Consider the following 23,615-nt stretch of genomic DNA (forward strand, 5'->3'; position numbering starts at 1 on the left):
ACCGACGTGCCGTCAGGCGCCGATCAGGGAGCGGCCTCACGCCGACGGACCCAGTGGCCGGTCGCTGACACCCTTCAAGTGGGCCTCGAACACCTCCTGCGCCTGCGGAGTCAGCGTCCGCAGTGCCACCAGGGCCGTGATGGCCACGTCGCACAGTTCGCTCTGTACGTCGTCCCAGGTGTGGGTCACGCCCTTGCGCGGGTTCTGCCCGGTGGCACCGATGACCGCTTCGGCGACCTCGCCGACCTCCTCGGAGAGTTTGAGGATGCGCAGGAGGACGCCCTCCGGTCCGGCGTGGACGCGGGTGGCCTCCAGGCGTGCCCAGAGGCCGTCCACGGTGGGCCACAGGTCGACGGGGGCGACGGCGGTGACGGGGGCGACGGCGGCGACGGGGGTGGTGACGGGGGTGTCCTGTTCGTTCATGGGCCGTAGTCTGCCCCGCACCGACCTGGCGCTACTCCTCGAACAACGCCTCCTGCTCGCCCTCCCGCCGCCGCTGCAACCGCTGGTTCCGGGCCCCGATCACCGCCGCCGTGACCGCCGCCGTCACTCCCAGCGTCACCGGCACCATCCAGCCCCGGTCGAAGACATGCCCGAACGTGTGGTCCAGGGAGAGCCGGCCGGGACCGGAGACCGCCAGGCCCGTGGCGGCCAGGCCCAGGCTCGCCGCGTACTCGTAGCCGCCCTCCGCCGCGAAGAACCCGTTCGGCATGTGCAGCGCGGCCGCGCCCGCCATCGCGCCGGCCGCCGCGGCCCCCGCCGCCGGGGTCGCCAGGCCCAGCGCCAGCAGTGTGCCGCCGCCCGCCTCCGCCAGGCCCGCCGCCAGCGCGCTCTGCCGTCCGGGCGCGTACCCGACCGACTCCATGAACTGGCCGGTGCCCTCGATCCCGCCGCCGCCGAACCAGCCGAACAGCTTCTGCGCGCCGTGCGCCACCAGCACCCCGCCGGTCCCCAGCCGAAGCAGCAGCAGGCCCACATCACGTCGGTCGTAGCAGGTCACGGTGGCTCCTCCGGCCGGGGGTGCGATCAGGTCTCCACCGTCGCACCGGGCCACCCGGGTGGCCCGCCCGCGCCGCCGTTCGGGTGGCGGACCCCCGGCCCCGGTGTGACGCTGGCTCGCATGACGATCAAGACAGCCAAGCTCAGCGACCCGGCGGTCCGGGCCTTCGTCACCGCCGTCAACGCCAACGACCGCGAGCGCCTCCTGGGTGTCCTCACCCCGGACGCGACCATGGCGGACGACGGCTCCGACCGGAACCTCGACGAGTGGATCGACCGGGAGATCTTCTCCTCCAACGGCCACCTCGACGTCGACAACGAGTCCAATGGCGGCCGTTCGCTGCTCGCCCACTACCGCAACGACACCTGGGGCGAGATGGTCACCCGCTGGAAATTCACGGTCGAGGACGACGGCCGTATCTCCCGATTCGAGACCGGGCAGGCCTGACAACCCGCTTGCCGGCCCCCTTGCCCTCGCGTGCACTTCAACTCCTAGCGTCCTCGGGCATGGACAGCTACAGCACCACCAGGACCCTGGGACGTTCCGGCATCGAGGTCAGCGCGCTCGGCTTCGGCTGCTGGGCCATCGGCGGCGAGTGGCAGGACGGCACCGGGCAGCCGCTCGGCTGGGGCAAGGTCGACGACGAGGAGTCCGTACGGGCGGTGCACCGCGCCCTCGACCTCGGTGTCACCTTCTTCGACACCGCCGACACCTACGGCGCCGGGCACAGCGAGCGCGTCCTCGGCCGCGCCCTCGGCAAGCGCCGGGACGAGGTCGTCGTCGCCACCAAGTGGGGCAACGTCTTCGACGAGGAGACCCGCACCCTCACCGGCAGCGACGACTCCCCGGAGTACGTCCGCCGTGCCCTCACCGCGTCGCTGCGCCGCCTGGGCACCGACCACGTCGACCTCTACCAGCTGCACCTCTCCGACGCGGACCCGGCCCGCGCCGCCGAACTCCGCGACATCTGTGAGGAGTTGGTGACGGAGGGGCTCATCCGTGCCTACGGCTGGAGCACGGACGACCCGGCCCGTGCCGCCGTCTTCGCCGAGGGCCCGCACTGTACGGCCGTGCAGCACACCCTCAACGTGCTCCAGGACGCGCCCGAACTCCTGCAAGTCGCGGATGACCTGGGTCTTGCCGCCGTCAACCGCAGCCCGCTCGCCATGGGGTTGCTCGGCGGCCGGCGGCAGGCGGCCGGTGCGGGCGACATCCGGAGCAGGCCGCCGGCCTGGCTGCCCGGGTTCGGGGCCGGGGACGGGGCCGATCCCGAGTGGGTGGCGCGGATCGACGCGCTGCGGGCGGTCCTCACCAGCGGCGGCCGGACCCTGGCACAGGGTGCCCTCGGCTGGATCTGGGCCCGCAGCCCGCGTACGGTCCCGATCCCCGGCTTCCGGTCCGTCGCCCAGGCCGAGGACAACGCCGGGGCGATGGCGAAGGGGCCGCTCACCGCCGGACAGCTGGCCGAGATCGACCGGCTGCTCGGGCGCTGAACGGCCCCTGCGGACGGGTCAGTAGCCCTGTCCGCCGCCGTACTGCTGCTGCACGTAGGGCTGCCGGCCGTAACCCTCCTGCTGGGGGCCGCCGTGGTCCGCGTCCTGCTGCGCGTACTGCTGTCCGCGGCCCTGCTCGGTGAGGGTGATCTGGCCGGCCTTGATGGTGGCCAGGCGCGGGGCGCGGCGGGCGATGGAGGAGTCGTGGGTGACCATGATGAAGGTCAGCCCGTACTCGTGCCACAGGCCCTCCAGCAGACCCATGATGTCGTCCCGGGTGCCCTCGTCGAGGTTGCCGGTGGGCTCGTCGGCGAGCAGTACCTTCGGCTTCTTCACCAGCGCACGGGCGATGGCGACCCGCTGCTGCTGGCCGCCGGAGAGTTCCGCTGGGGCGTGGGTGAGGCGCTCGCCCAGGCCCACCGAGCGCAGCGCCTCCGCCGCCCGCTCGCGCCGCTCGGCCGGCTTCACGCCGAGCGGCACCAGGGCCGTCTCGACGTTCTCCTGCGCGGTGAGCGTCGGGATCAGGTTGAACGACTGGAAGATGATGCCGATCTTCTCGGCCCGCAGCCGGGTCAGCTTCGCCTCGCTGATCCGCGCGAGGTCGACGCCGTCCAGCTCGACACTGCCCTCGGTCGGCCGGTCCAGGCCGCCGATCATCTGGAGCAGCGTCGACTTGCCGCCACCGGTCGGGCCCTGGATGACGAGCTGGTCGCCGTCCTCGATGGTCAGGTCGATGCCGCGCAGCGCCTCGACCGTCTCCTTGCCCCGGGTGTAGCGCTTGGTGACTCCGGTGAGTCTGTACATGGGTTCTCCACTGGGTGGTGAGTGGGGTGGGGCGCCGCGTCCCGGGGGGATCGGAAGCGGCGCCCCGGTCCGAGGGGGACTGCCGGTGTTACGAGACGCTGCGCAGGGCGTCGGCCGGGCGCATCCGGGAGGCGCGCCAGCCGCCCATCGCGCCGGCGATCAGACCGCCGGTGACCGCGAGGCCGACCGCGAGCGCGATGGTGGTGAGGGAGACGGGCGCGGTCAGCGCGATCTCCAGGGTGTTCTGGGTGGCCTGCTGGCCGGGTCCGCCGCCGCCCGGGCCGCCGCCCATGCCGCCGCCTCCGCCGCCGGTGCTGCCCAGCTGGGCCGTCAGCTTCGGGCTGATCGCGGTGACCGCGTAGGCCGCGCCGACGCCGAGGGCGATCCCGAGGGCGCCGCCGATCAGGCCGTTCACCATGGACTCGCCGACGACCTGCCGGGTGACGTTCCGGGAGGGCCAGCCCAGCGCCTTCAGGGTGCCGAACTCACGCACCCGGCGGGAGACCGCGGAGGAGGTCAGCAGCGCCGCCACCAGGAAGGCCGCCACCAGGACGGCGATGGACAGCCACTTGCCGACGCTGGTGGCCAGGCTGGAGGCGGTGGAGAGGGAACCGGAGACGGTGGACGCCAGGTCGGCGGAGGTGGTGACCGTCGTACCGGAGATGTTGGACGTGATCTCCTTCTTCACGGTGGAGATCTGCTGGGAGTCGGTCGCCTTGACGTAGATCGTGGTGACCTGGTTCTTGGCGTCGCCGAGGGTCTGCGCCGGCTTCAGCGGGATGTAGACGTCGGTGTCGGACTCGCTGCTGTCCGGGGTCGCGATGCCGATGACCGTGAACTTGGTGGTGGAGATCTTGAAGGTCGAGCCGACCTTGTACTTCTTCTCCTTGGCGTACGACTTGCTGACCACCGCGACCTTGGCAGTGGTCTGCGCCGAGGTGAAGGTCCTGCCCGAGGTGATCTTCATCGTGGACAGCGGGCCGAGGCCCTGGTGGGCCACGTCGACGCCGACCACCGAGTAGCTGTTGACGTTGAAGTTGGCGCCGCCGCCCTGGACCTGCGGCTGGCCGGTGGAGGTGCCGCCGCCCGGCTGGCCCTGGCCGCCGCCACCGCTGTTGCCGCTGCTGCCGGAGCTCTGCGCCTTGCCCTGGGTGAAGGAGCCGTTGACCTTGGTGACGTTCAGGGAGAGCGCTCCGACCGCGCTCGCCACGCCCTGCTGCGCGCCGACCTTGGTGACCAGGGTCGACTTCAGGGCCTGACCTCCCTGCGTCTGCACCCGGTCCGAACTCTGCGTGGAACTGCTGCTGGACTTGGCGCCGAACTTGAAGTTCGGGCCGCCGGAGCTGCCCGACGTCGGTGCCGTACGGGCCTTGGTGACCGTCATGTCGGTACCGAGGCCGTACAGCGACTTGAGGACCTTGTCCTGCGCCTGCGTCATGCCGGCCGACACCGAGTTGACCGTGATGACCAACGCGATTCCGAGCGCCAGACCCAGTGCGATGACCAGGGCCGCCTTCTTTCTACGGCCCAGCTCGCGCTTGAGATAGATGCCAAACATCCCGTTCCTCGAAGGTTCTTGGCGCCCGCTGTGGGCGCTGGCTCAAGCTAGGGAGAAACCTTTGAGTCACACTGGGTAAAAGATGTGTCAGAGCTGAGAAAGCTCGTAGTCTTATCAAACTTTCATAAGACGGCAAATTCCTATCGCGGCGAGGGGGCCCACCCAGGAATCCGCTGTTCGATGCGGTGTACGGTCCCGGGGTGCGCGATTCCTCCCGGCTGACCAGGCGTGCCGTCTTCGGACTGACGGCCGCCGCTCTTCCCCTTTCCGCGGCGACCACCGCCTCCGCGACCACCGCCTCCGCGACCACCGCCGTAGGCGGCGAGCGACTCGCCCGAGGCGGCGTCCAGGTGCGCGGTGCCACCGGCCTTCCCAAGAAGATCACCGCCCATGCCTGGCTGCTCGCCGACTGCGCGAGCGGAGAGGTGCTGGCCTCCTACGACGCGCACCGGCGCCTGGCGCCCGCGTCCACGCTGAAGATGCTCTTCGCGGACACCGTGCTGAAGAAGTTCGAACGGACCGAGCGCTACCGGGTCAAGGACAGCGACATCTCCGACGTCCCGGCCGGCTCCAGCCTGGTCGGCATCAAGCCCGGCATCACCTACACCGTCGAGCAGCTGTGGCAGGGCGTCTTCCTGCGCTCGGGCAACGACGCCGTGCACGTCCTCGCCCACATGAACGGCGGCATCGCGAAGACCGTCGCCGAGATGCAGGCCAGGGCGGCCGACCTGCAGGCCCTGGACACCCACGTGGTCAGCCCCGACGGCTTCGACCACCCCGGCCAGCTGTCCTCCGCCTACGACCTGACCCTCTTCGCCCGGCACGGGCTGAAGGACGACGACTTCCGGGGCTACTGCGGGACCAGGACCGCGGACTTCCCGGCCGGCGGCAAGAAGACCTTCCAGATCCAGAACACCGACCGCCTGCTCACCGGCTCCTGGGGACTCGGCGTCTACAAGGGGCTGTTCGGCGTCAAGAACGGCTACACCAGTCACGCGGGCAACACCTTCACCGGCGGTGCCACCCGGGGCGGCCGCACCCTGCTGGTCACCGTGATGCACCCCGACAGCGGCAGCAACGCCGTCTACGAGGAGACCGCCGCGCTGCTCGACTGGGGCTTCGGCAGGGGGAGTTCGGCACAGCCGGTCGGCACCCTGGTCGACCCGTTGAGCGAGGGCGGCGCGAGCGCGAGCCCGTCGCCCGGCACGGCCAAGGGCGCCGCGGGAGCGGCCGGGACGGGGGCCGCGGCCGGTTCGGGTTCGTCCGGTCCGTCACCGTGGCGGCTCGCGGAGGGCGGCGCGGGAACGCTCGCGCTGCTGGGCGCGGGGGCCTGGGCGCTGCGCCGGCGTCGCCGGGCGGTCGGCGACGACTCGGCCGACACACCGGCGAGTTGACGTCACGCGGCAGCCGTCCCACCCACCGGTGCGTACCCGCGGTCCCACACGGGTCCACCCCCACCCGGTCCGGTGGGACGGCTGCCGCCTCCCCCTCGATGTGGTCGGCGGAACACCAGAGCCTCAACTGTGAAGCTCCGGTGGAGGAAAGTTGAGCATAGGCGCGTTACCGGCCGCAATACCGCGGACGTTTGAATTCCGGTTGTGCAGGTTCCGGAGGCCCGGGCTGAACGGTGGTTCAGCCCCGGCCCACGTACGGCATCGTCGTCGCCAGCACCGTCGCGAACTGCACGTTCGCCGCCAGAGGCAGCTCGGCCATGTGCCGGACGGTACGCGCCACATCGGCCACGTCCATCACGGGTTCCGGGGCGATCTCCCCGTTCGCCTGCAGGGCACCGGTCTGCATCCGGGCCGTCATGTCCGTGGCCGCGTTGCCGATGTCGATCTGCCCGACCGCGATGCCGTACGGCCGCCCGTCCAGGGACAGCGACTTGGTGAGGCCGGTCAGCGCGTGCTTGGTCGCGGTGTAGGGGGCGGAGTTCGGGCGGGGCGTGTGCGCCGAGACGGACCCGTTGTTGATGATCCGGCCGCCCTGCGGCTCCTGCTCCTTCATCTGCCGGAACGCCGCCTGCGCGCACAGGAACGCCCCGTTGAGGTTGGTGTCCACGACATGCCGCCACGCGTCGTAGGCGAGATCCTCCACGGGCACCCCGCCGGGCCCGAACGTCCCCGCGTTATTGAACAGCAGGTCCACCCGCCCGAACCGCGCCACGGTCGCCGCGAACAGCCCGGCCACGTCCTCCGGTTGCGCCACGTCCGTGCGGACGACGAGGCGGGCGCCCTCGGGCACCAGCCCCGCCGTCTCCTCCAGCGTCCGGGGCCGCCGCCCGGCCAGCGCCACCGACCAGCCGGCCCGCAGCAGCTCCACGGCCACGGTCCGCCCGACACCGGAACCGGCGCCGGTGACCACCGCGATCTTCGAATGCTTGGTGTTCATGGAGCCGCAGCCTAGGCGCTCCGCTGGGGAGGGCGGGGTCGTGTCGTCGGTCCAGCGCGGCGCCGTGGGGGCTGGTCGCGCGGTTCCCCGCGCCCCTTTCAGGGGCGCCCGTAGTGGACGCCGATCAACTCACGGAGGGTGTCCAGGGTGCGCATGACGGCCAGGGTGCCGTCGAGCGGGACCAGGGGAGACTCCCTCTCGCCGGCCCGCAGGGCGCGCATGACCTCCCGGGCCTCGTGGCGGAGGGTGTTGCGGGGGCCGTCGCCCGGGCCCAGGGCGAACTCCTCGGGGTCGTGGCCGTCGCGGTGCAGGACGAAGCGCTCGGGGTTGAAGAAGCCGTCCGGGACGTCGATCCGGCCTCGGGAACCGGTGACCGAGGCGGTGGTGCCGGTGCCGCCGACTATGGAGCAGTGCACCGACGCGAGAGCACCGCTCTCCCAGGAGAGCAGCGCACCCGTCTGGAGATCGACGCCCTCGTCCGAGAGCACCGCTCGCGCCGACAGCCCGTCCGGCTCGCCGAGCAGCAGGTGCGCGAACGACACCGGGTACACCCCCAGGTCGAGCAGCGCGCCCCCGCCCAGTGCCGGGTCCCGCAGCCGGTGCGCCGGCGGGAACGGCCCTTCGAGCCCGAAGTCCGCCTGCACGGTCCGCACCTCGCCGATCGCCCCGTCCGCGACCAGCGCCTTCAGCCGCCGCACCAGCGGGTTGCAGTACATCCACATCGCCTCCATCAGGAAGCGGTCGTGCTCCTTCGCCAGCGCCACCAGTTCCCCGGCCTCGCGGGCGTCGATCGTGAACGCCTTCTCGCACAGCACGTTCCGCCCCGACTCCAGGCACAGCCCGGCGGCCGCCCGGTGCGCCGAGTGCGGAGTGGCGACGTACACGACATCGATGTCCTCGTCCCGGGCCAGCGACTCCCAGTCGCCGTACGCCCGCCCGATCCCGAACCGCTCGGCGAACGCCTCCGCCGACTCCGCCGACCGCGAGGCCACCGCCGCGATCTCCGCGTCCGGCAGATCCACCAGATCCGCCGCGAACGCGGCCGCGATCCCGCCGGTCGCCAGGATCCCCCACCGCACACTCTGCTCAGCCATCCCGGCAGCCCCACCCTCGCTCATGTGTTTCCAGGCAGTCCGTACGAGCTGAGAGCATAGGCGGCGGACATCGGGGTTCAACAAGAGCGGATCCGCAGGGCGAGACCGCCGGGAACCGACGGAGCGGGGGGACACATGCGCCAGATGCCGGAGCGGCCGGCACCGCCGACGCCGGACACCCAGGACACCGCCGTACCCCCCACGACCACCCCCGCCGCCCGCCGGGCCGGTCTGCTGCTGGTGCTGGTCCTCGGCGCGCTCACCGCGACACCCCCGCTGGCGATGGACATGTACCTCCCGTCCCTGCCGGAGGTCACCCGCTCCCTGCACGCCCCCGCCGCGACCGTCCAGCTCACCCTCACCGCCTGCCTCGCCGGCATGGCCCTCGGCCAGCTGGTCGTCGGCCCGATGAGCGACCGCTGGGGCCGCCGCCGCCCGCTGCTGGCCGGCCTCGCCGTCTACGTCGCCGCCACCGCCCTGTGCGCCCTCGCGACGAACGTCGAGACGCTCGTCGCCTTCCGCCTGGCCCAGGGCCTCGCGGGCGCGGCCGGCATAGTCATCGCCCGGGCCGTCGTACGCGACCTCTACGACGGTGTCGCGATGGCCCGGTTCTTCTCCACCCTGATGCTGGTCTCCGGGGTGGCCCCGATCGTCGCCCCGCTGATCGGCGGGCAGATCCTGCGGGTGACGGACTGGCGGGGCGTGTTCGTCGTCCTGACCGGCGTCGGCGCGGTCCTCGCCGTGGTGGTGTGGACGAAGCTCCCGGAGACCCTGCCGGCGGCCGACCGGCACGCCGGGGGAGCGGCCGCCGCCGTCCGCGCCATGCGCGCCCTGCTCGCCGACCTCCCCTTCACCGGCTACCTGCTCGCCGGCGGCTTCGCCTTCGCCGCGCTCTTCGCCTACATATCGGCCTCGCCCTTCGTCGTCCAGGAGATCTACGGCGCCTCCCCGCAGACCTTCAGCCTGCTCTTCGGGCTCAACTCGGTCGGGCTGGTGATCGCCGGGCAGGTCAACGGCAAGGTGCTGGTCGGCCGGGTCAGCCTGGACCGGGTGCTGGGCGCGGGCCTGGCCGTGACCGTGCTCGCCGCGACCGCCCTGCTCCTCATGTCGACCGGGGTCTTCGGCCCGGTCGGTCTGGCCCCCGTCGCCACCGCCCTCTTCGTGCTGATGTCCGCGATGGGCTTCACCCTTCCCAACGCCCAGTCCCTCGCCCTGCTGCGCACCCGGCACACCGCCGGAACCGCGTCCGCGCTGCTCGGGACGTCCTCGTTCCTGGTGGGCGCGGTCGCCTCGCCGCTGGTCGGGATCGCCGGAGAGAGAACCGCCGTGCCCATGGCGATCGTCCAACTGGCGGGGGCACTGGTGGCACTGGCCTGCTTCGTGGGAATGTGCCGTCCCTGGAGAACACGTGGGAACACACGTGCGGGGATGGAGGGAGCAGGGAGCTGAGCGTACCGAGACTGCGCGTCGAGACACCGGAACGGGCCGGGCTCGACCCCGCGGAACTCAGGCACCTCGTGCGCGAAGTGCAGGCCCTCACCGTCGGTGAGCGCCCCTGGGCGGCCGGAGCCGTGGTGGTCGCCGGACGCGGGCCCGTGATCGCCGTACAGCAGGCGGCCGGCTGGGCGGTGCGCTGGTCCGCGTACGACCCCGAGGCCGACGCCGGTGTCGAACTGCTGCCCGCCGCCCGGGTCCCGATGACCGTCGACACCCCCTTCGACCTGGCCTCCCTCACCAAACTCTTCACCGCGGTCGCCGCCGTGCAGCAACTCGAACGCGGCACCCTCGGCATCGACGCCCGGGTCGGCGCCTACCTCCCCGACTTCCGGGCGGCCGCCGTGCACGGCATCACCGTCCGCCAGCTCCTCACCCACACCTCCGGCCTGCGCCCCGAACTCCCGCTCCACGACTGCCCCGACGACGCGTCCCGCCTGGACCTGCTGCGCGCCGAGGCCCCGAGCAGCGCGCCCGGCGCCTACCGCTACTCGGACCTCAACATGCTCCTCCTCCAGTCCGTCCTGGAGCGGATCACCGGCCGCACCCTCGACGTCCTGATCCACGAGGGCATCACCCGCCCGCTCGGGATGACCGCCACCGACTTCGGCCCCTGCCCCGGCGCGGTGGCCACCGAGGACCAGCGGCGGCCGTGGGCCAAGGCGGACCGGGGCATGCTGCGCGGTGTCGTGCACGACGAGAACGCCTGGGCGCTGGGCGGGGTGGCCGGGCACGCGGGCCTCTTCTCCACGGCCCGGGACCTGGCCGTCTTCTGCCGGGCGCTGCTGGCCGGCGGTGCGTACGGCCCGGCGCGCATCCTCGGCCCCGACTTCGTGGACCTGCTGCTGGACCCGCCCGGTCTGGGGTTCCTGGTGGACCAGCGGTGGTTCATGGGCGAACTGGCGGGCCGGGGCGCGGCCGGGCACACCGGGTTCACGGGGACGAGCCTGGTGCTGGACCGGGCGACGGACACGTTCCTGGTCCTGCTGGCCAACACCGTGCATCCACGGCGGCGGCCCGGTGACAGCGCCCCGAGAGCGGCGGCGGCCACCCGGCTGGCGAGGGCGGTGTTCCTCAGCCCGGCGGGGGTGTGAGGGTGCGGGCCTGCGGGCGGCCGGCGTGGCACCGGAGCCCCCTACAATCGCCGGGTGAACCACCCCGCATCCCCGGCCGACCGGCTCCGTGCCACGCTCGCCGAACTCCTCGACGGCCTTCCTCCCAAGCAGGCCGCCGGAGCCGTCGAGCGGCTGATCGCCAGCTACCGGGGGGCCACCCCGACCGACGCGCCGATCCTGCGGGACCGGGCGGACGTGGTGGCCTACGCGGCCTATCGGATGCCGGCCACCTTCGAGGCGGTACGGGCGGCGCTGGCGGCGTTCGCCGACGCGGCGCCGGAGGGCTGGGTGCCGGGGAGCCATGTGGACGTCGGCGGCGGGACGGGCGCGGCGACCTGGGCGGTGACCGACACCTGGGCCGGGGTGCGGCCGGTGACGGTCCTCGACTGGGCCGAGCCGGCGCTGGCCCTCGGCCGGGAGATCGCCGCGGCCAACCCGGAGCTGCGGGAGGCGGTGTGGCAGCGCTCTCGGATCGGAGCGGCGCTCACCATCGAGAGCACTGATCTGGTCACGGTGTCGTACGTCCTCAACGAACTCGACGAGGCCGCCCGTGCCGCTCTCGTCGACGCCGCCGCGACCGCAGCGCAGACCGTCGTCATCGTCGAGGCCGGCACCCCGGCGGGTTACGCCCGGGTCATCGAGGCCCGCGACCGCCTGGTCGCCGCCGGCTTCCGCATCGCCGCGCCCTGCCCGCACAGCGCCGCCTGCCCGATCGTCCCCGGCACGGACTGGTGCCACTTCTCGGCCCGGGTCAGCCGCTCCTCCCTGCACCGGCAGGTCAAGGGCGGATCACTGCCCTACGAGGACGAGAAGTTCAGCTATGTCGCCGCCACCCGCCTGCCGGCCGCCCCGGCGCCGGCCCGGGTGGTCCGGCGCCCGCAGATCCGCAAGGGCCAGGTCCTCCTCGACCTGTGCGAGAGGGACGAGCAGCTGCGCCGGACGACGGTCACCAAACGCCACGGCGACCTGTACAGGGCGGCGCGGGACGCGGACTGGGGCGACGAGTGGCCGCCGCCCGGTTCGCCTGGTTCGAGGGTGTAACTCCCGCGATCCCTTGTCGCTCGCGTACCCCCCTTCCCGCCCAGATGGGACGATAAGGCATGCTGTCGGGACCACAGCGAGGCGAGGCGATACATGAGCGGGACGTTCCGCGGCCGTAGTGGCCGGCAGGGCAAGCTCTCCCAGTGGCTGCTCGGACGGCGCCCCAGGGATGCCGCCGCCACCGACGCCGACAGCCGTGCGGCCCTGCTGCTCGCCGCCGCCGAGGCCGGCCTCCCGCTGGCCCCCGCCGCGCACCCCGCCCCCGGCTACGGCTGCTCCTGCGACCGCGTCGGCTGTCCCACCCCGGCCCGGCACCCGGTGTCGTTCGCGTGGCAGACGCAGTCCACCGCCGACCGCGCCCAGATCGAGCGCTGGGCCCGGCACCAGCCGCAGGCCAACTTCATCACCGCGACCGGCATGACGCACGATGTCCTGGACGTCCCCGTGGAGGCCGGCCGGCAGGCGCTGGAGCGGCTGCTCGCGGACGGCGTCGAGGTCGGTCCGGTCGCCGAGAGCGACGACGGCCGCATGCTGTTCTTCACCCTCACCCGCGGCACCCCCGAGGACGAGGACGAGTGGTGGCCGTGCGAGCTGGACTGCCGACCCGAGACCATGGACGAGCACCCCGGCCTGCGCTGGCACTGCCGGGGGTCGTACGTCCTCGTACCGCCCGCCCGGCTGCCCGGTGACGGCGACCGGCGGGTGCACTGGGTGCGCGGCCCCGAGCACCCGCTGCCCGACCCGCTGACCCTCCTGGAGATCCTCACCGACGCCGGCGCGCGGCACGCCGGCGAGGAGTCCGACCAGGTGGGCGCCGTCTGGCCGGTCCGCCGCTAGGGCCTGGCCCTAGGAACCCTCCGCGGAGGTCAGGCCCTGGATGCGTCCGAGGACCGAGACCTTCCCGGTGCCCGCCGGGTCCAGGGCGACCTGGTTGGAGACGAACTCCATGGTCAGCGACTGCTTGATCTCGCCCTTGGTGAGAGCCTTCACGTCCTGGTTCGGCGTCGGCACCGAAGTGCCCGCGGCTGCCGTCTCCTTGGCGTAGTAGCGGGTGGTGAAGAACACCATCGCGCCGCCGTCGGTGGTGCGCAGGGCGAGCGGCGCGTAGTCGCCGTTGGTGAGCGGCTCGTCGATGTACTGGGTCGCGAGGCCCGGCTTGGTCGACTTCCTGCGGTCCGTGCGCCAGCCGCTGGTGTGCGCGCCGTCCGCGAAGACGGCGCCGCCGCTCTTCAGGTACGTGGTGTAGTCCTGGCCCAGGTCGGCGGGGGAGACGGCCAGTTGGGCACTGTCGGCCGGCACGGCCTCGGCCCAGCCGTCCTTGTCGGTCGTGAACTTCGGTACGGCGTCCGGCGCGACCAGCGTCAGATACGCCACCTGGAACGGCTCGGAGAGGCTGTTGCGGGTGAAGACCAGCAGCCAGCGGTCGTCGCCGCCCTTGTTGCCGTGCGCGTCGGCGAGGAACCAGCGCGGCCAGCCGGCCTTCTTGGGGATGGTGTAGGTGACGTCGTCGAACTCCAGAGCCGAGTGGCCGGAGTTGCCGCTCGGGCTGTTCACGTGCCCGGCCTTCAGACGCGCGGAGTCGATGTCGGCGAGGGCGCCGGTCGTGTAGTCGGCGTCCAGGGACCCGTCGTAGGCCTCGTCGGCCTTGTTGTAGGCGTTCGTGAACTGCTTGAGCGCCTTGGCGGCCTCGGCGCGGGTGGTGGTGGGGAGCACCTCGCGCTCCCCGTGCACCACCACGCATCCGCTCGCCGTCAGCGACATGGCGGTCAGCGAGACCGCCAGGAGCGCGTTCCGATCACGCCTGCGGAGTATGCGGAGCCGCCGAGGGCCGCGATCCCTGGTCGTCAGGTGCGTCATCAGGTGCCTTCACCTTCCCCTTCCCGGAGCCGAACCCTACCGGGGCGAAGAAGAGTGCGAGCGTCGGGACCAGGTACAGCAGCCACACCGTGACCTGGAGCACGGTCGGGTCGGGCTGGAAGTTGAAGACGCCCTTGAGGAGGGTGCCGTACCAGCTGTCCGGCGGGATGGTGCCGCTGATGTCGAAGGCCTGGTTGGTCAGGCCCGGGATCCAGTCGGCCTCCTGGAGGTCGTGGAAGCCGTACGCCAGCACGCCGGCGGCGACCACGACCAGCATGCCGCCGGTCCAGGTGAAGAACTTGGCGAGGTTGATCCGCAGGGCACCGCGGTAGAACAGCCAGCCGAGCAGGACCGCGGTGGCGAGGCCGAGGGCGACGCCGATCAGGGGGCGCGGGGTGCCGTCGCTGGCCGCGTGCACGGACGCCCACACGAACAGGGCGGTCTCCAGGCCCTCGCGGCCCACGGCGAGGAAGGCGGTGGCGACCAGCGCGCCGGTGCCCATCGCGAGGGCCGCGTCCAGCTTGCCGTGCAGCTCCGTCTTCAGGTGCCGGGCGGTGCGCCGCATCCAGAACACCATCCAGGTCACCAGACAGACCGCGACGATGGACAGGGACCCGCCGAGCGCCTCCTGCGCCTGGAACGTCAGCTCCTGGGAGCCGAATTCGAGGGCGCAGCCGAAGCCCATGGCGATCAGCACCGCCACGGCGATGCCGATCCAGATCGGCCGCAGGGCGTCCCTGCGCCCGGTCTTGACCAGGTAGGCGATGAGGATGCAGACGACGAGCGAGGCCTCAAGGCCTTCGCGCAGCCCGATCAGGTAGTTGGAGAACACGGATCACGCCCCCTTGGAGGACTCGGAGAACAGCGTCCGGCCCCACCAGTCGTCCTTGTCCCGGACGCCGGGCGGGACCGCGAAGACCGCCGAACCCACGTGCTGGATGTACTCGTTGAGCGCGTCGGACGCCGACAGCCTGCGCTGCAGCGGGATGAACCCCTTGCGTACGTCACGCTGGTAGGCCAGGAAGAACAGGCCCGCGTCGAGCCGGCCGAGCCCGTCCGTACCGTCGGTGAACGAATAACCCCGGCGCAGGATGGTGATCCCGTCGTTGGAGTCGGGGTGCGCGAGCCGCACATGGGCGTCCGGCTTCATCGCCTTCAGGAACGGCGCGTCGTGCTCCTTGGCCTTGCCGACCGGGGCGCCCTCGCCCTTGTCCCGGCCGAAGACGTCCTCCTGCTCCTGGAGCGAGGTCCGGTCCCAGGTCTCGATGTTCATCCGGATGCGCCGGGCGACGAGATACGACCCCCCGCTCATCCAGGCCGGACCGTCGCCGTCGCCCACCCACACGAACTTCTTCAGCCGGTCGGTCTCGGTGCCCGCGATGTTGCGGGTGCCGTCCTTGAACCCCATGAGGTTGCGCGGGGTCTGGGCGTCCGGCGTGGTCGAGGACGTCTTCCCGAAGCCGAGCTGGGACCAGCGGATGGCGACCTTGCCGAAGCCGATCCGGGCGAGGTTGCGGATGGCGTGCACGGCGACCTGGGGGTCGTCGGCGCAGGCCTGGACGCACAGGTCACCGCCTGTGCGGGCGGACTCGAAGTTGTCGCCCGGGAACTGCGGCAGATCGACCAGGGCGGCCGGGCGGCTGTCCTCCAGTCCGAACTTCTCGAAGAACGACGGCCCGAAGCCGATCGTCAGCGTCAGCCGGTTCGGCTTCAGCCCGAGCGCCTCACCGGTGTCGTCCGGGGGCGCCTCGGCCAGCCCGCCGTACGCGCCGTCGCCGATCGCCTTCCCGGCGGTCAGCCGCCGGGCCGCGGCCGTCCAGTCCTTCAGCAGCTGGACGAACTCGGCCCGGTCGTCGGTCTTCACGTCGAACGCGGCGAAGTGCAGCCGGTCCTGGACGGCGGTGGCGATACCGGCCTGGTGGGTGCCGTGGAACTCCACCGCGCCACCGGCGTCGGCGGCGGCCGGGTCCAGGTCGTCGCCCGCTTCGGCCATCGCCACCGCGCCCCCCGCCACGGCGGCGCCGAGCGCGAGCCCGGCCCCGCCCCAGCCGATGAGCGCGCGTCGCGAGGGATTGGTCTTCTCGGCCATGTCCCGCCCCTTACTTGACGACGGTCGCGGCGAGCTTGGACAGCGGCTCCGCGAGGGCGTTGACGGCGTCGGACAGCTCCTTGCGCTGGTCCTTGGTGACCTTGTCGTAGGACACGAAGCCGTCCGAGGTGGAGGTCGTGCGGTACTTGTCGAGCAGCGTGTTCAGCGCGGCGAACTGCTTGTCCAGCTCGGTGGCCAGGGCCGCGTCGTTCTTCTGGGCGACCGGCTTGAGCAGCTCGTAGGCCTTCTGCGCGCCGTCGACGTTGCCCTTGAAGTCGCTGAGGTCGGTGTGGGAGTAACGGTCCTCCTCACCGGTGACCTTGCCGGTGGCGACCTCGTCGAGGAGTTCCTTGGCGCCGTTGGCCATGGAGGTCGGGGTGATCTCGGCCTTGCCGACCCGCTTCTGCCAGTCCTTCAGGTCGGTGAGCAGTTCGTCGGCGAGGGTCTTCTGCTCGGCGCCGATCTTCTTGTCCTGCCACAGCGCCTTCTCCAGCGCGTGCCAGCCGGTCCACTTCTGGCCCTTCTCCAGGTCGTTGACGCGCGTGTCCGTCTTGGGGTCGATGTCCCCGAAGGACTCGGCGATCGGCTCGGTGCTCTCCCAGCCGACGCGGGAGGGGGCGTAGGCGTTCTTGGCGGCCTCCATGTTCCCCGCCTTGACGGCGTTGACGAACGTCTCCACCTTCGGGATCGTCGCGTCGGCCTGCTCCTGCGCGTACTCGCGGTAGTCGGCGACGGCCTTGTCGAGCTGCGGGTTGCGCTTGGCGACCGCGCCGGAGCCGGTGACGGTCAGCTTCTGCCGGACGCCGTGCCCCTTCATCCCGGGCCGGCAGGCGATCTCGTACGACCCCTGCTTCACCTCGGCGGTGAGCGTGTACCTGGTCCCCGGGCCGATGTTCTCCTTCTCCGAGACGATCCGGTCGTCCGGGAAGAGGATCTCGACCTCGGTGGCCTTGGAGCCCTTGTTCTCGATGGCGAGCGTGACGTGTCCGGCCGGCACGGACTTGGCCGACGTCTCGCACTTCGAGTCGGCGGCGGTGACCTGGATCGCGTCGTCGCCCTTGGCGTCGCTCTTCGCCGTGCAGGCCGAGAGGGCGGTCAGAGCGGCCGCGGTGGCGGCGGCGGTGACGGTGAGTCGGACGGCACGCATGCAGGCTCCAAGCGGGGGAGGTGTGGTGAGGCTGGCCTAACTTACATGAGGCTTACCTCACTGATACCCGGCCGGGTCGGGATTGACCAGGCACAGAAAGATCACAGGCACGGCTTGATCTCGGCGGCTTAAAGCCGCCACCAAGAGAAGGTCAAGGGAAGGTCAAGCGGATGGGTGTCGGCGATGGCATGGCCGGGTGAACGCGGAGGGAGGCAGTGCTTCAATGCCGGAGTGACTGATTACGACGTGCTGCGGGTCTTCTGCGCGGCGAACGGCGGCTACGGCAACGAACTCGGGGTGGTCCGGGACGGCTCGGTGCTGCCCGGGCGGGAGGACCGGCAGGCGCTGGCGGCCAAACTCGGGTTCAGCGAGACCGTGTTCGTCGACGACCCCGAGCGCGGGGTGGTCGACATCTACACCCCGACCCTGCGACTGCCCTTCGCCGGCCACCCCTGCGTCGGCACCGCCTGGCTGCTGGACGTGCCCGAACTGGTCACCCCGGCCGGCGTGGTCGGCGCCCGGCTGGACGGGGAGTTCAGCTGGATCGAGGCGCTCCCCGAGTGGGCCCCGCCGCGCACCCTGCGCCAGTACGCCACGGCCGCCGAGGTGGACGCCCTGCCGGTGCCGTCACCGGGGGAGCGAAGCGAGATGGGGGTGCCCCCGGACGAAGTCTGGGGGAGGGTCTACGCCTGGGCATGGGAGGACGAGTCGGCCGGGCGGGTGCGCGCCCGCGCCTTTTCCGGGCGCGGCGACGGCATCGACGAGGACGAGGCGACCGGGGCGGCCGCGCTGCTGCTCACCGACCGGCTGGGCCGCGCCCTGAACATCACCCAGGGCAGGGGCTCGCAGATCCTCACGGCACCGCAGCCCTACGGCTGGGTGGAGATCGGCGGGCGGGTCCTCCTGGAGGGCGCGGAGCGGCAGCCCGGGATCAGCTGGTGACCGAAGTGTCCTGCCGCCCGCGCCGCACGTAGTACCAGGTCATGTTCGACGACAGCCCCGTCAGCAGCACCCAGACGACGCCCATCAGCCAGCTGCCCTGGACGAACGAGACGACGGCGGCGGCGACGGCGAGGACGCAGACGACGAGAGCGTAGAGGGCGAGGCGGGGCATGGCGGTCGCTTTCGGATCGGTCGAACCGGTCGAACCGGTCGAGGGGGGACACCGGTGGCAGCCACCAGTGTCCCCCATCCACTCAGACGTCCGTGACGCGGAGCCCGGCGTGTGCCTTGTAGCGGCGGTTGACCGAGATCAGGTTGGCGACCAGGGACTCCACCTGGTGGGCGTTGCGCAGCCGCCCCGCGAAGATGCCCCGCATCCCCGGGATCCGCCCGGCCAGCGCCTGCACGATCTCCACGTCCGCGCGCACCTCGCCCAGCACCATCACATCGGTGTCGATCTCCTCGACCTCCGGGTCCTGGAGCAGTACCGCCGACAGATGGTGGAAGGCAGCCGTGACCCGCGAGTCCGGCAGCAGCGCCGCGGCCTGCTCCGCCGCGCTGCCCTCCTCCGGCTTGAGCGCGTAGGCGCCCTTCTTGTCGAAGCCGAGCGGGTTGACGCAGTCCACGACCAGCTTCCCGGCCAGTTCCGCGCGCAGCGACTCCAGCGTCTTGCCGTGTCCGTCCCACGGCACGGCGACGATCACGAGGTCACTGCGGCGCGCGCACTCGGCGTTGTCGGCGCCCTCGACACCGTGACCGAGCTCGTCGGCGGCGGCCTGCGCGCGCTCGGCGGCCCGGGAGCCGATGATCACCTTCTGGCCGGCCCGGGCCAGCCGGTAGGCGAGGCCCTTGCCCTGCGGGCCGGTGCCGCCGAGTACACCCACGACCAGGCCGGAGACGTCGGGCAGGTCCCAGGGATCCTTGGCGGGAGCCTTCTCGGCCGCCGCCTGCTGTGCGTTGTCGGAAGTGTCGGAAGAGGTCATGGGCCGACTCTACGTCCGTGGCGGCGGCCGTACCCGGTCAGGTGAGCCGGTTCACGGGCACCCGGCGGAAGGTGATCGTCTCGTACGCGCCGAAGTCCCCGGTCTCGTACAGCAGTCCGACGGTGGCCGGGTCGATCCGGGTCAGGTCGGAGTACGCGGCGGGCAGGCCGTCGAGCGCGTGGACGGGGCGCCAGGTGGTACCGCCGTCGCCGGAGGCACGGATCGTCATGAGGGCGCGGGTGGCGGGGTCGGCGGGGCCCGAGTAGAGCAGCAGGTCCGGATCCCGCAGTTGCAGTACGGAGGCCTCGCAGACCGGCGCGGTGAGCCCGGCCTGCGGCCGGAACGGCTTCACCAGCGTCTTCCCGCCGTCCTCCGAGTGCGCGTCGGCCCGGTTGCCCGGGGCCGGCGAGTCGTTGCGGGTGTTGAAGTAGACGCGCCCGTCGGGGAGTTCGGCGGCGGTGGTCTCGTTGACGTTGATGTAGCCGTTGGTGTTCTCGTCGATGTAGCCGAGGTACCAGGTCTCGCCCCGGTCGTCGCTGAGCAGGCAGTGGCCGCTGTTGTACTTGCCCTCGGTGCCGTTGTCGGTCCCGGCGGGCGCGACGGTGTGGTTCGCGGCCACGACGACCCGCCCCGTGCGCAGTTGGATGGCGTGCCCCGGGGTGGTCGCGTACCACCGCCACCCGGCCTTCTTCACCGTCTTGGTGATCTCCTGCGGAGCGGACCACGTCACCCCGTCGTCGTCGCTGTGCTGCACCCACACCCGGCGCCCGTCGGCGTCCGGCACCTGCCCGCGCAGAATGGCGTCCTCGGTGGCGGAGGCGGCGCTGCGGACGTGCACGAGCAGGATCCGGCCGGTGTCCAGGACGACGGGAGCGGGGTTGCCGGCGAGGTCGCTGCCGTTGTTCGCGGCGACCTGGAGCGCCCCCCAGGTACGCCCCCCGTCGCCGGACCTCTTCAGCACCACGTCGATGTGCCCGTAGTCGGCGCCGGAGTCGACCCGCCCCTCGCAGAAGGCGAGCACGGTGCCCGCCCGGGAGACCACCACGGCCGGGATCCGGAAACTGGCGTAACCCTCGGTGCCCGCGCGAAAGGGAATGCTTGCTTCTACGTCGCTCATGGGCCGCCTTCTCCCCTGGTCGGGCGAATTCGGGGTGAACTCCGCGTCACGAGTGACCGATTGCGGCAGTATGCGGGGGCATGGACGCCGTACGGGTCGCGTTGCTGCGTGAAGTGCTCGCCGGGACCGAGTGGTTGGGGGCGACGCGGAGATTCGCGGGCGCCCTGCGGGGCTCGGTCGTGACACACGGCGGCGGACTGCTGCTGCTCGGCACGCCGGAGTACGAGCCGTGGCATCTCGCCGCGCACCTGGTGGACGAGGCCGCGTGGTCCGGTACGCCGGAACTGGCGCCGACGCTCGTACGACACGACGCGCGCCCGTCCGACCCGGCGCACCTCGCGGTCGGCCCCGGCCGTATCGAGGCGGCCCGCCGGGGCGAGACGCTGCTGGTGGTGGCGCCGGCCGGATCGGCACCGCTCCTGGACCACGTGCACACCGCCCGCCGGGCCGGGGTGACGGTACTGGCCCTCTCCACCACGGCCGACGACGCGCTGACGGCGATGGCCCACGAGACGCTCACGGTCCCGGACGGCGCGGAACTGGACCTGGACACGGTCCAGCACCTGGTCAGCGCGGCGACGGGGGAGAACGGCCCCTCCCCGAGAACCCACCGCCGCTTCCGCGACCGCCTCTCCAGGCTGGCCGAAACGGTAACGGCCCCGCCGCCGACGCCCTGGTAATCGCCCGCCCACCCACCCGAATCGGTTGCTCACCTGCCTGCGGCAGCACCGAGAAGAAGCGGGGATGAAGACCGGGACGCCACCGACACCCCCCACCGCCGAGCGTCCCGCCGCGAGCCCCCCTATCCCGACCGAGCAGCCTCTCGCCGAGCCCCTGCGCCTCGCCTCTCTGCCGGCCGAGCTCTGTCTCCCTTTGCTCTTCAACCTCGCCTCTCCGCCGACCGAGTCGGATGGGTGGGTGGGCGAAAAAGGGGTTGAGGGTGGTGGCGGTGGGCGGTCAGCATGGCTCAGCGTGACCGTGCTTCCCGACCTCGCCCCCTGGCGGGCCTCCGTCGACTTCCGCCGGCTGTGGGCCTCCGGCCTGATCAGCAACTTCGGGACCTTCCTGACGTTCGTCGCCCTCCCCGTGCAGATCAAGGACCTCACCGGTAGCGCGACCGCCGTCGGCGCCATCGGCGCGGTGGAGCTGCTCCCGCTCATCCTCTTCGGCCTCTACGGCGGCGCCCTCGCCGACGCCCTCGACAAGCGGCTGCTCATCCTGTGGACCGAGGCAGGTCAGGGCCTGCTCAGCGCGGCCCTGCTGCTCAACGCGCTGCTGCCGCACCCGGCCGTCTGGCCGCTGTACGCCGTCGCCGCGCTCTCCGCCGCACTGGGCTCGGTCCAGCGCCCCGCCCTCGACTCGCTCTGGCCCAGGATCGTCGCCCACGACGACCTCCCGGCCGCGGCGGCCCTCAACTCGTTCCGCTGGACGGTCGGCGGCGTCGCGGGCCCCGCCGTCGCCGGCCTGGTCGTGGCGTACGCGGGCCTGGGCTGGGCGTACGGCGCCGATCTCGTCACGTTCGCCGTCTCGGTCGTACTGATCCTGCCGATCGCCGCGTCGCCCGCCGCGCACGAGGCCGTGAAGCCCTCCCTCCGCTCCATCGCGGAGGGCGCCCGCTACGCCTGGGGCCGCAAGGAACTCCTCGGCACCTACGCCGTGGACCTCGCGGCGATGTTCCTGGCGATGCCGCTCGCCGTCCTGCCGTTCCTGGCCGACGAGTTGGACGCGAAGTGGTCCCTGGGGCTGATGTACGCGAGCATCCCGGCCGGTTCCCTTCTCGTGAGCCTGGTCAGCGGCTGGACCGGGCGGGTGCGCCGGCACGGGCGGATGGTGGTGCTGTCGGCGGCCCTGTGGGGCCTGGCGATCGCCGCCGCCGGCGCCGTGCGTGACGTATGGCTGGTCCTGCTCCTGCTGGCCGTCGCCGGCGGCTGCGACATGGTCAGCGGGATCTTCCGGGGCGCCATGTGGAACCAGACGATCCCCGACGAGCTGCGCGGCCGGCTCGCCGGGATCGAGCTGCTGTCGTACTCCGTGGGCCCGACCCTCGGCCAGGTACGGGCCGGCGGCATGGCCGGATGGCTGGGCGTCCGGGCGTCCGTCGGCGTGGGCGGCCTGCTGTGCGCCGGCACGGTCGGCCTGCTGGCCCTGTGTCTGCCCGCCCTGATGTCGTACGACGCCCGGACCAACGAGCACGCCGTGCGGCTGCGCGCTCAGCGCGCGGCCGCACCGACCCAGCTCTGATCACCCCTCTTCGGAGGAGTCACCCGCCGGGGCGTCGTGCCAGCGCGGATCGTTCTCCCACTGGAGGTTGCGCTCCCGCGCGCTCTCCATCGCGTGCTCGGCCTCCTGCCGGCTGGCGTAGGGGCCGAACCGGTCCTTGGCAGGGCACTCGGGGCCCTCCTCGACCTTCTTGTGCTCCAGGCAGTAGTACCACTCGCCCGGCTTGCCGACGGTCCGCTTCTTGAACAGGGCCATGACCGGCTCCTTTCGCCATCCACATGTTCCCGCATGCCCGCTGGTTAGACTCGCTGGCATGTCTGGCCAGTCGCTGCTCGTACCAGGGGAGCTCTCTCCCACCCGTCCGGTACCCGGAAACATCCGCCGCCCCGAGTACGTCGGCAAACCCGCGCCGACCCCGTACACCGGGCCCGAGGTGCAGACCCCGGAGACCATCGAGGCGATGCGGACCGCCGGCCGTATCGCCGCCCAGGCGATGGCGGAGGCCGCGAAGATCATCGCGCCGGGGGTGACCACGGACGAGCTGGACAAGGTCGCGCACGCGTACATGTGCGACCACGGGGCCTACCCCTCCACGCTCGGCTACCGCGGCTTCCCCAAGTCCCTGTGCACCAGCCTCAACGAGGTCATCTGCCACGGCATTCCGGACTCGACCGTCCTCCAGGACGGTGACATCGTCAACCTGGACGTGACGGCGTACATCGGCGGGGTGCACGGCGACAACAACGCGACCTATCTGGTCGGGGACGTCGACGAGGAGAGCCGGCTCCTTGTCGAGCGGACCCGGGAGTCCCTCGACCGGGCGATCAAGGCGGTCAAGCCGGGCCGGCAGATCAACATCATCGGCCGGGTCATCGAGTCGTACGCCAAGCGCTTCGGCTACGGAGTCGTCCGTGACTTCACCGGCCACGGCGTCAACTCCTCCTTCCACTCCGGGCTGATCATCCCGCACTACGACAGCCCGCACGCGACGACCGTGATGCAGCCCGGGATGACCTTCACGATCGAGCCGATGCTGACGCTCGGGACGCACGAGTACGACATGTGGGACGACGGCTGGACGGTCGTCACCAAGGACCGCAGGCGGACCGCCCAGTTCGAGCACACCCTGGTGGTGACCGACACCGGCGCGGAGATCCTCACCCTGCCGTAGCCCCGCCGTGGCACAAGGCCCGCTCTCCCCTCGGAGGGCGGGCCTTTCTCGGGTACGCTTTTACCGACAGGATGTCGGTAACGTTACCGACGAGGCGTC

General features: G+C 71.9%; 25 protein-coding genes. 11 read left to right on the forward strand and 14 right to left on the reverse strand.

Going from position 1 to position 23,615, the window contains the following annotated elements:
* Positions 1-36: 36 nt before the first annotated feature.
* Both ACWDGI_RS16835 and ACWDGI_RS16840 read right to left on the reverse strand, forming a co-directional pair.
* A complete protein-coding gene (locus ACWDGI_RS16835; protein WP_450759664.1) occupies positions 37-423 on the reverse strand; it encodes a MazG-like family protein in 387 nt (128 codons plus the stop codon).
* Positions 424-454: 31 nt separating this feature from the next.
* Complete coding sequence (locus tag ACWDGI_RS16840) at positions 455-1,000, reverse strand: DoxX family protein (protein WP_450759666.1); 546 nt, start codon at positions 998-1,000, stop codon at positions 455-457.
* Between the two features lie 120 nt (positions 1,001-1,120).
* On the opposite strand from ACWDGI_RS16840, the gene ACWDGI_RS16845 reads away from it, so the two are divergent.
* Together ACWDGI_RS16845 and ACWDGI_RS16850 are read left to right on the forward strand one after the other, a co-directional pair.
* The gene (locus tag ACWDGI_RS16845) at positions 1,121-1,447 is read left to right on the forward strand and encodes a nuclear transport factor 2 family protein (protein ID WP_450759668.1); all 327 of its coding nucleotides are present in this window, start codon (positions 1,121-1,123) and stop codon (positions 1,445-1,447) included.
* A 59-nt stretch (positions 1,448-1,506) separates the two neighbouring features.
* Positions 1,507-2,493: an aldo/keto reductase gene (locus tag ACWDGI_RS16850; RefSeq protein WP_450759670.1), complete on the forward strand. Its 987-nt coding sequence runs from the start codon at positions 1,507-1,509 to the stop codon at positions 2,491-2,493.
* Positions 2,494-2,511: 18 nt separating this feature from the next.
* On the opposite strand, the gene ACWDGI_RS16855 is transcribed toward ACWDGI_RS16850, so the two are convergent.
* A complete protein-coding gene (locus ACWDGI_RS16855; RefSeq protein ID WP_450759672.1) occupies positions 2,512-3,297 on the reverse strand; it encodes an ABC transporter ATP-binding protein in 786 nt (261 codons plus the stop codon).
* Positions 3,298-3,385: 88 nt separating this feature from the next.
* A complete protein-coding gene (locus ACWDGI_RS16860) occupies positions 3,386-4,855 on the reverse strand; it encodes an ABC transporter permease (RefSeq protein WP_450759674.1) in 1,470 nt (489 codons plus the stop codon).
* A 200-nt stretch (positions 4,856-5,055) separates the two neighbouring features.
* Between ACWDGI_RS16860 and ACWDGI_RS16865 the strand changes: the two genes are divergently transcribed.
* Entirely contained in the window at positions 5,056-6,249 is a 1,194-nt protein-coding gene (locus ACWDGI_RS16865) for a D-alanyl-D-alanine carboxypeptidase family protein (RefSeq protein ID WP_450759676.1), read from the forward strand.
* A 238-nt stretch (positions 6,250-6,487) separates the two neighbouring features.
* Here ACWDGI_RS16865 and ACWDGI_RS16870 read toward each other — a convergent pair whose 3' ends face one another.
* Positions 6,488-7,246 (reverse strand): SDR family oxidoreductase, encoded by a 759-nt coding sequence (locus ACWDGI_RS16870; protein WP_450759678.1) that lies wholly within the window; start codon positions 7,244-7,246, stop codon positions 6,488-6,490.
* A 98-nt stretch (positions 7,247-7,344) separates the two neighbouring features.
* Positions 7,345-8,340: a Gfo/Idh/MocA family protein gene (locus ACWDGI_RS16875; RefSeq protein WP_450759680.1), complete on the reverse strand. Its 996-nt coding sequence runs from the start codon at positions 8,338-8,340 to the stop codon at positions 7,345-7,347.
* A gap of 144 nt (positions 8,341-8,484) precedes the next feature.
* Here ACWDGI_RS16875 and ACWDGI_RS16880 point away from each other — a divergent pair, with 144 nt between their 5' ends.
* The 4 genes from ACWDGI_RS16880 (at position 8,485) to ACWDGI_RS16895 (ending at position 12,827) form a co-directional block, all read left to right on the forward strand.
* On the forward strand, positions 8,485-9,789 hold the full coding sequence (locus tag ACWDGI_RS16880) for a multidrug effflux MFS transporter (RefSeq protein WP_450760061.1): 1,305 nt from the start codon (positions 8,485-8,487) through the stop codon (positions 9,787-9,789).
* Positions 9,729-10,928, forward strand: coding sequence for a serine hydrolase domain-containing protein (locus ACWDGI_RS16885; RefSeq protein WP_450759682.1), 1,200 nt, complete (start codon positions 9,729-9,731; stop codon positions 10,926-10,928). The genes ACWDGI_RS16880 and ACWDGI_RS16885 overlap by 61 nt, the downstream gene beginning before the upstream one ends.
* A 54-nt stretch (positions 10,929-10,982) precedes the next feature.
* Positions 10,983-11,990 (forward strand): small ribosomal subunit Rsm22 family protein, encoded by a 1,008-nt coding sequence (locus ACWDGI_RS16890; protein ID WP_450759684.1) that lies wholly within the window; start codon positions 10,983-10,985, stop codon positions 11,988-11,990.
* A gap of 93 nt (positions 11,991-12,083) precedes the next feature.
* Entirely contained in the window at positions 12,084-12,827 is a 744-nt protein-coding gene (locus ACWDGI_RS16895; protein ID WP_450759686.1) for a bifunctional DNA primase/polymerase, read from the forward strand.
* A 9-nt stretch (positions 12,828-12,836) separates the two neighbouring features.
* On the opposite strand, the gene ACWDGI_RS16900 is transcribed toward ACWDGI_RS16895, so the two are convergent.
* The 4 genes from ACWDGI_RS16900 to efeO are packed head-to-tail and all read right to left on the reverse strand — an operon-like array spanning position 12,837 to position 17,083.
* A complete protein-coding gene (locus ACWDGI_RS16900) occupies positions 12,837-13,847 on the reverse strand; it encodes a hypothetical protein (protein ID WP_450759688.1) in 1,011 nt (336 codons plus the stop codon).
* Positions 13,786-14,679 (reverse strand): iron uptake transporter permease EfeU, encoded by an 894-nt coding sequence (efeU, locus tag ACWDGI_RS16905; protein ID WP_450759689.1) that lies wholly within the window; start codon positions 14,677-14,679, stop codon positions 13,786-13,788. The genes ACWDGI_RS16900 and efeU overlap by 62 nt, the downstream gene beginning before the upstream one ends.
* Positions 14,680-14,682: 3 nt before the next feature.
* A complete protein-coding gene (gene efeB / locus ACWDGI_RS16910) occupies positions 14,683-15,936 on the reverse strand; it encodes an iron uptake transporter deferrochelatase/peroxidase subunit (protein WP_450759691.1) in 1,254 nt (417 codons plus the stop codon).
* A 10-nt stretch (positions 15,937-15,946) separates the two neighbouring features.
* The gene (gene efeO / locus ACWDGI_RS16915) at positions 15,947-17,083 is read right to left on the reverse strand and encodes an iron uptake system protein EfeO (protein ID WP_450759693.1); all 1,137 of its coding nucleotides are present in this window, start codon (positions 17,081-17,083) and stop codon (positions 15,947-15,949) included.
* 231 nt (positions 17,084-17,314) lie between these two features.
* Here efeO and ACWDGI_RS16920 point away from each other — a divergent pair, with 231 nt between their 5' ends.
* Positions 17,315-18,025 (forward strand): PhzF family phenazine biosynthesis protein, encoded by a 711-nt coding sequence (locus ACWDGI_RS16920; protein WP_450759695.1) that lies wholly within the window; start codon positions 17,315-17,317, stop codon positions 18,023-18,025.
* On the opposite strand, the gene ACWDGI_RS16925 is transcribed toward ACWDGI_RS16920, so the two are convergent.
* From ACWDGI_RS16925 to ACWDGI_RS16935, 3 genes are all read right to left on the reverse strand, one after another.
* The gene (locus ACWDGI_RS16925) at positions 18,015-18,197 is read right to left on the reverse strand and encodes a hypothetical protein (RefSeq protein WP_450759697.1); all 183 of its coding nucleotides are present in this window, start codon (positions 18,195-18,197) and stop codon (positions 18,015-18,017) included. The two genes, ACWDGI_RS16920 and ACWDGI_RS16925, sit on opposite strands and share 11 nt — an antisense overlap.
* An 82-nt stretch (positions 18,198-18,279) precedes the next feature.
* Positions 18,280-19,008 carry an NADPH-dependent F420 reductase gene (npdG, locus tag ACWDGI_RS16930; RefSeq protein ID WP_450759699.1) on the reverse strand — a complete coding sequence of 243 codons (729 nt, stop codon included), beginning with the start codon at positions 19,006-19,008 and terminating at the stop codon, positions 18,280-18,282.
* Positions 19,009-19,045: 37 nt separating this feature from the next.
* The gene (locus ACWDGI_RS16935) at positions 19,046-20,125 is read right to left on the reverse strand and encodes a sialidase family protein (protein ID WP_450759701.1); all 1,080 of its coding nucleotides are present in this window, start codon (positions 20,123-20,125) and stop codon (positions 19,046-19,048) included.
* 80 nt (positions 20,126-20,205) lie between these two features.
* On the opposite strand from ACWDGI_RS16935, the gene ACWDGI_RS16940 reads away from it, so the two are divergent.
* Together ACWDGI_RS16940 and ACWDGI_RS16945 are read left to right on the forward strand one after the other, a co-directional pair.
* Positions 20,206-20,805 carry a hypothetical protein gene (locus ACWDGI_RS16940; protein WP_450759703.1) on the forward strand — a complete coding sequence of 200 codons (600 nt, stop codon included), beginning with the start codon at positions 20,206-20,208 and terminating at the stop codon, positions 20,803-20,805.
* A gap of 292 nt (positions 20,806-21,097) precedes the next feature.
* A complete protein-coding gene (locus ACWDGI_RS16945; protein WP_450759705.1) occupies positions 21,098-22,366 on the forward strand; it encodes an MFS transporter in 1,269 nt (422 codons plus the stop codon).
* Here ACWDGI_RS16945 and ACWDGI_RS16950 read toward each other — a convergent pair whose 3' ends face one another.
* Complete coding sequence (locus tag ACWDGI_RS16950) at positions 22,367-22,600, reverse strand: hypothetical protein (protein WP_360493507.1); 234 nt, start codon at positions 22,598-22,600, stop codon at positions 22,367-22,369.
* Positions 22,601-22,658: 58 nt separating this feature from the next.
* On the opposite strand from ACWDGI_RS16950, the gene map reads away from it, so the two are divergent.
* Complete coding sequence (gene map / locus ACWDGI_RS16955) at positions 22,659-23,516, forward strand: type I methionyl aminopeptidase (protein ID WP_450759707.1); 858 nt, start codon at positions 22,659-22,661, stop codon at positions 23,514-23,516.
* The last annotated feature ends 99 nt before the right edge of the window (positions 23,517-23,615 follow it).

Source organism: Streptomyces sp. NPDC001220, assembly GCF_053597895.1.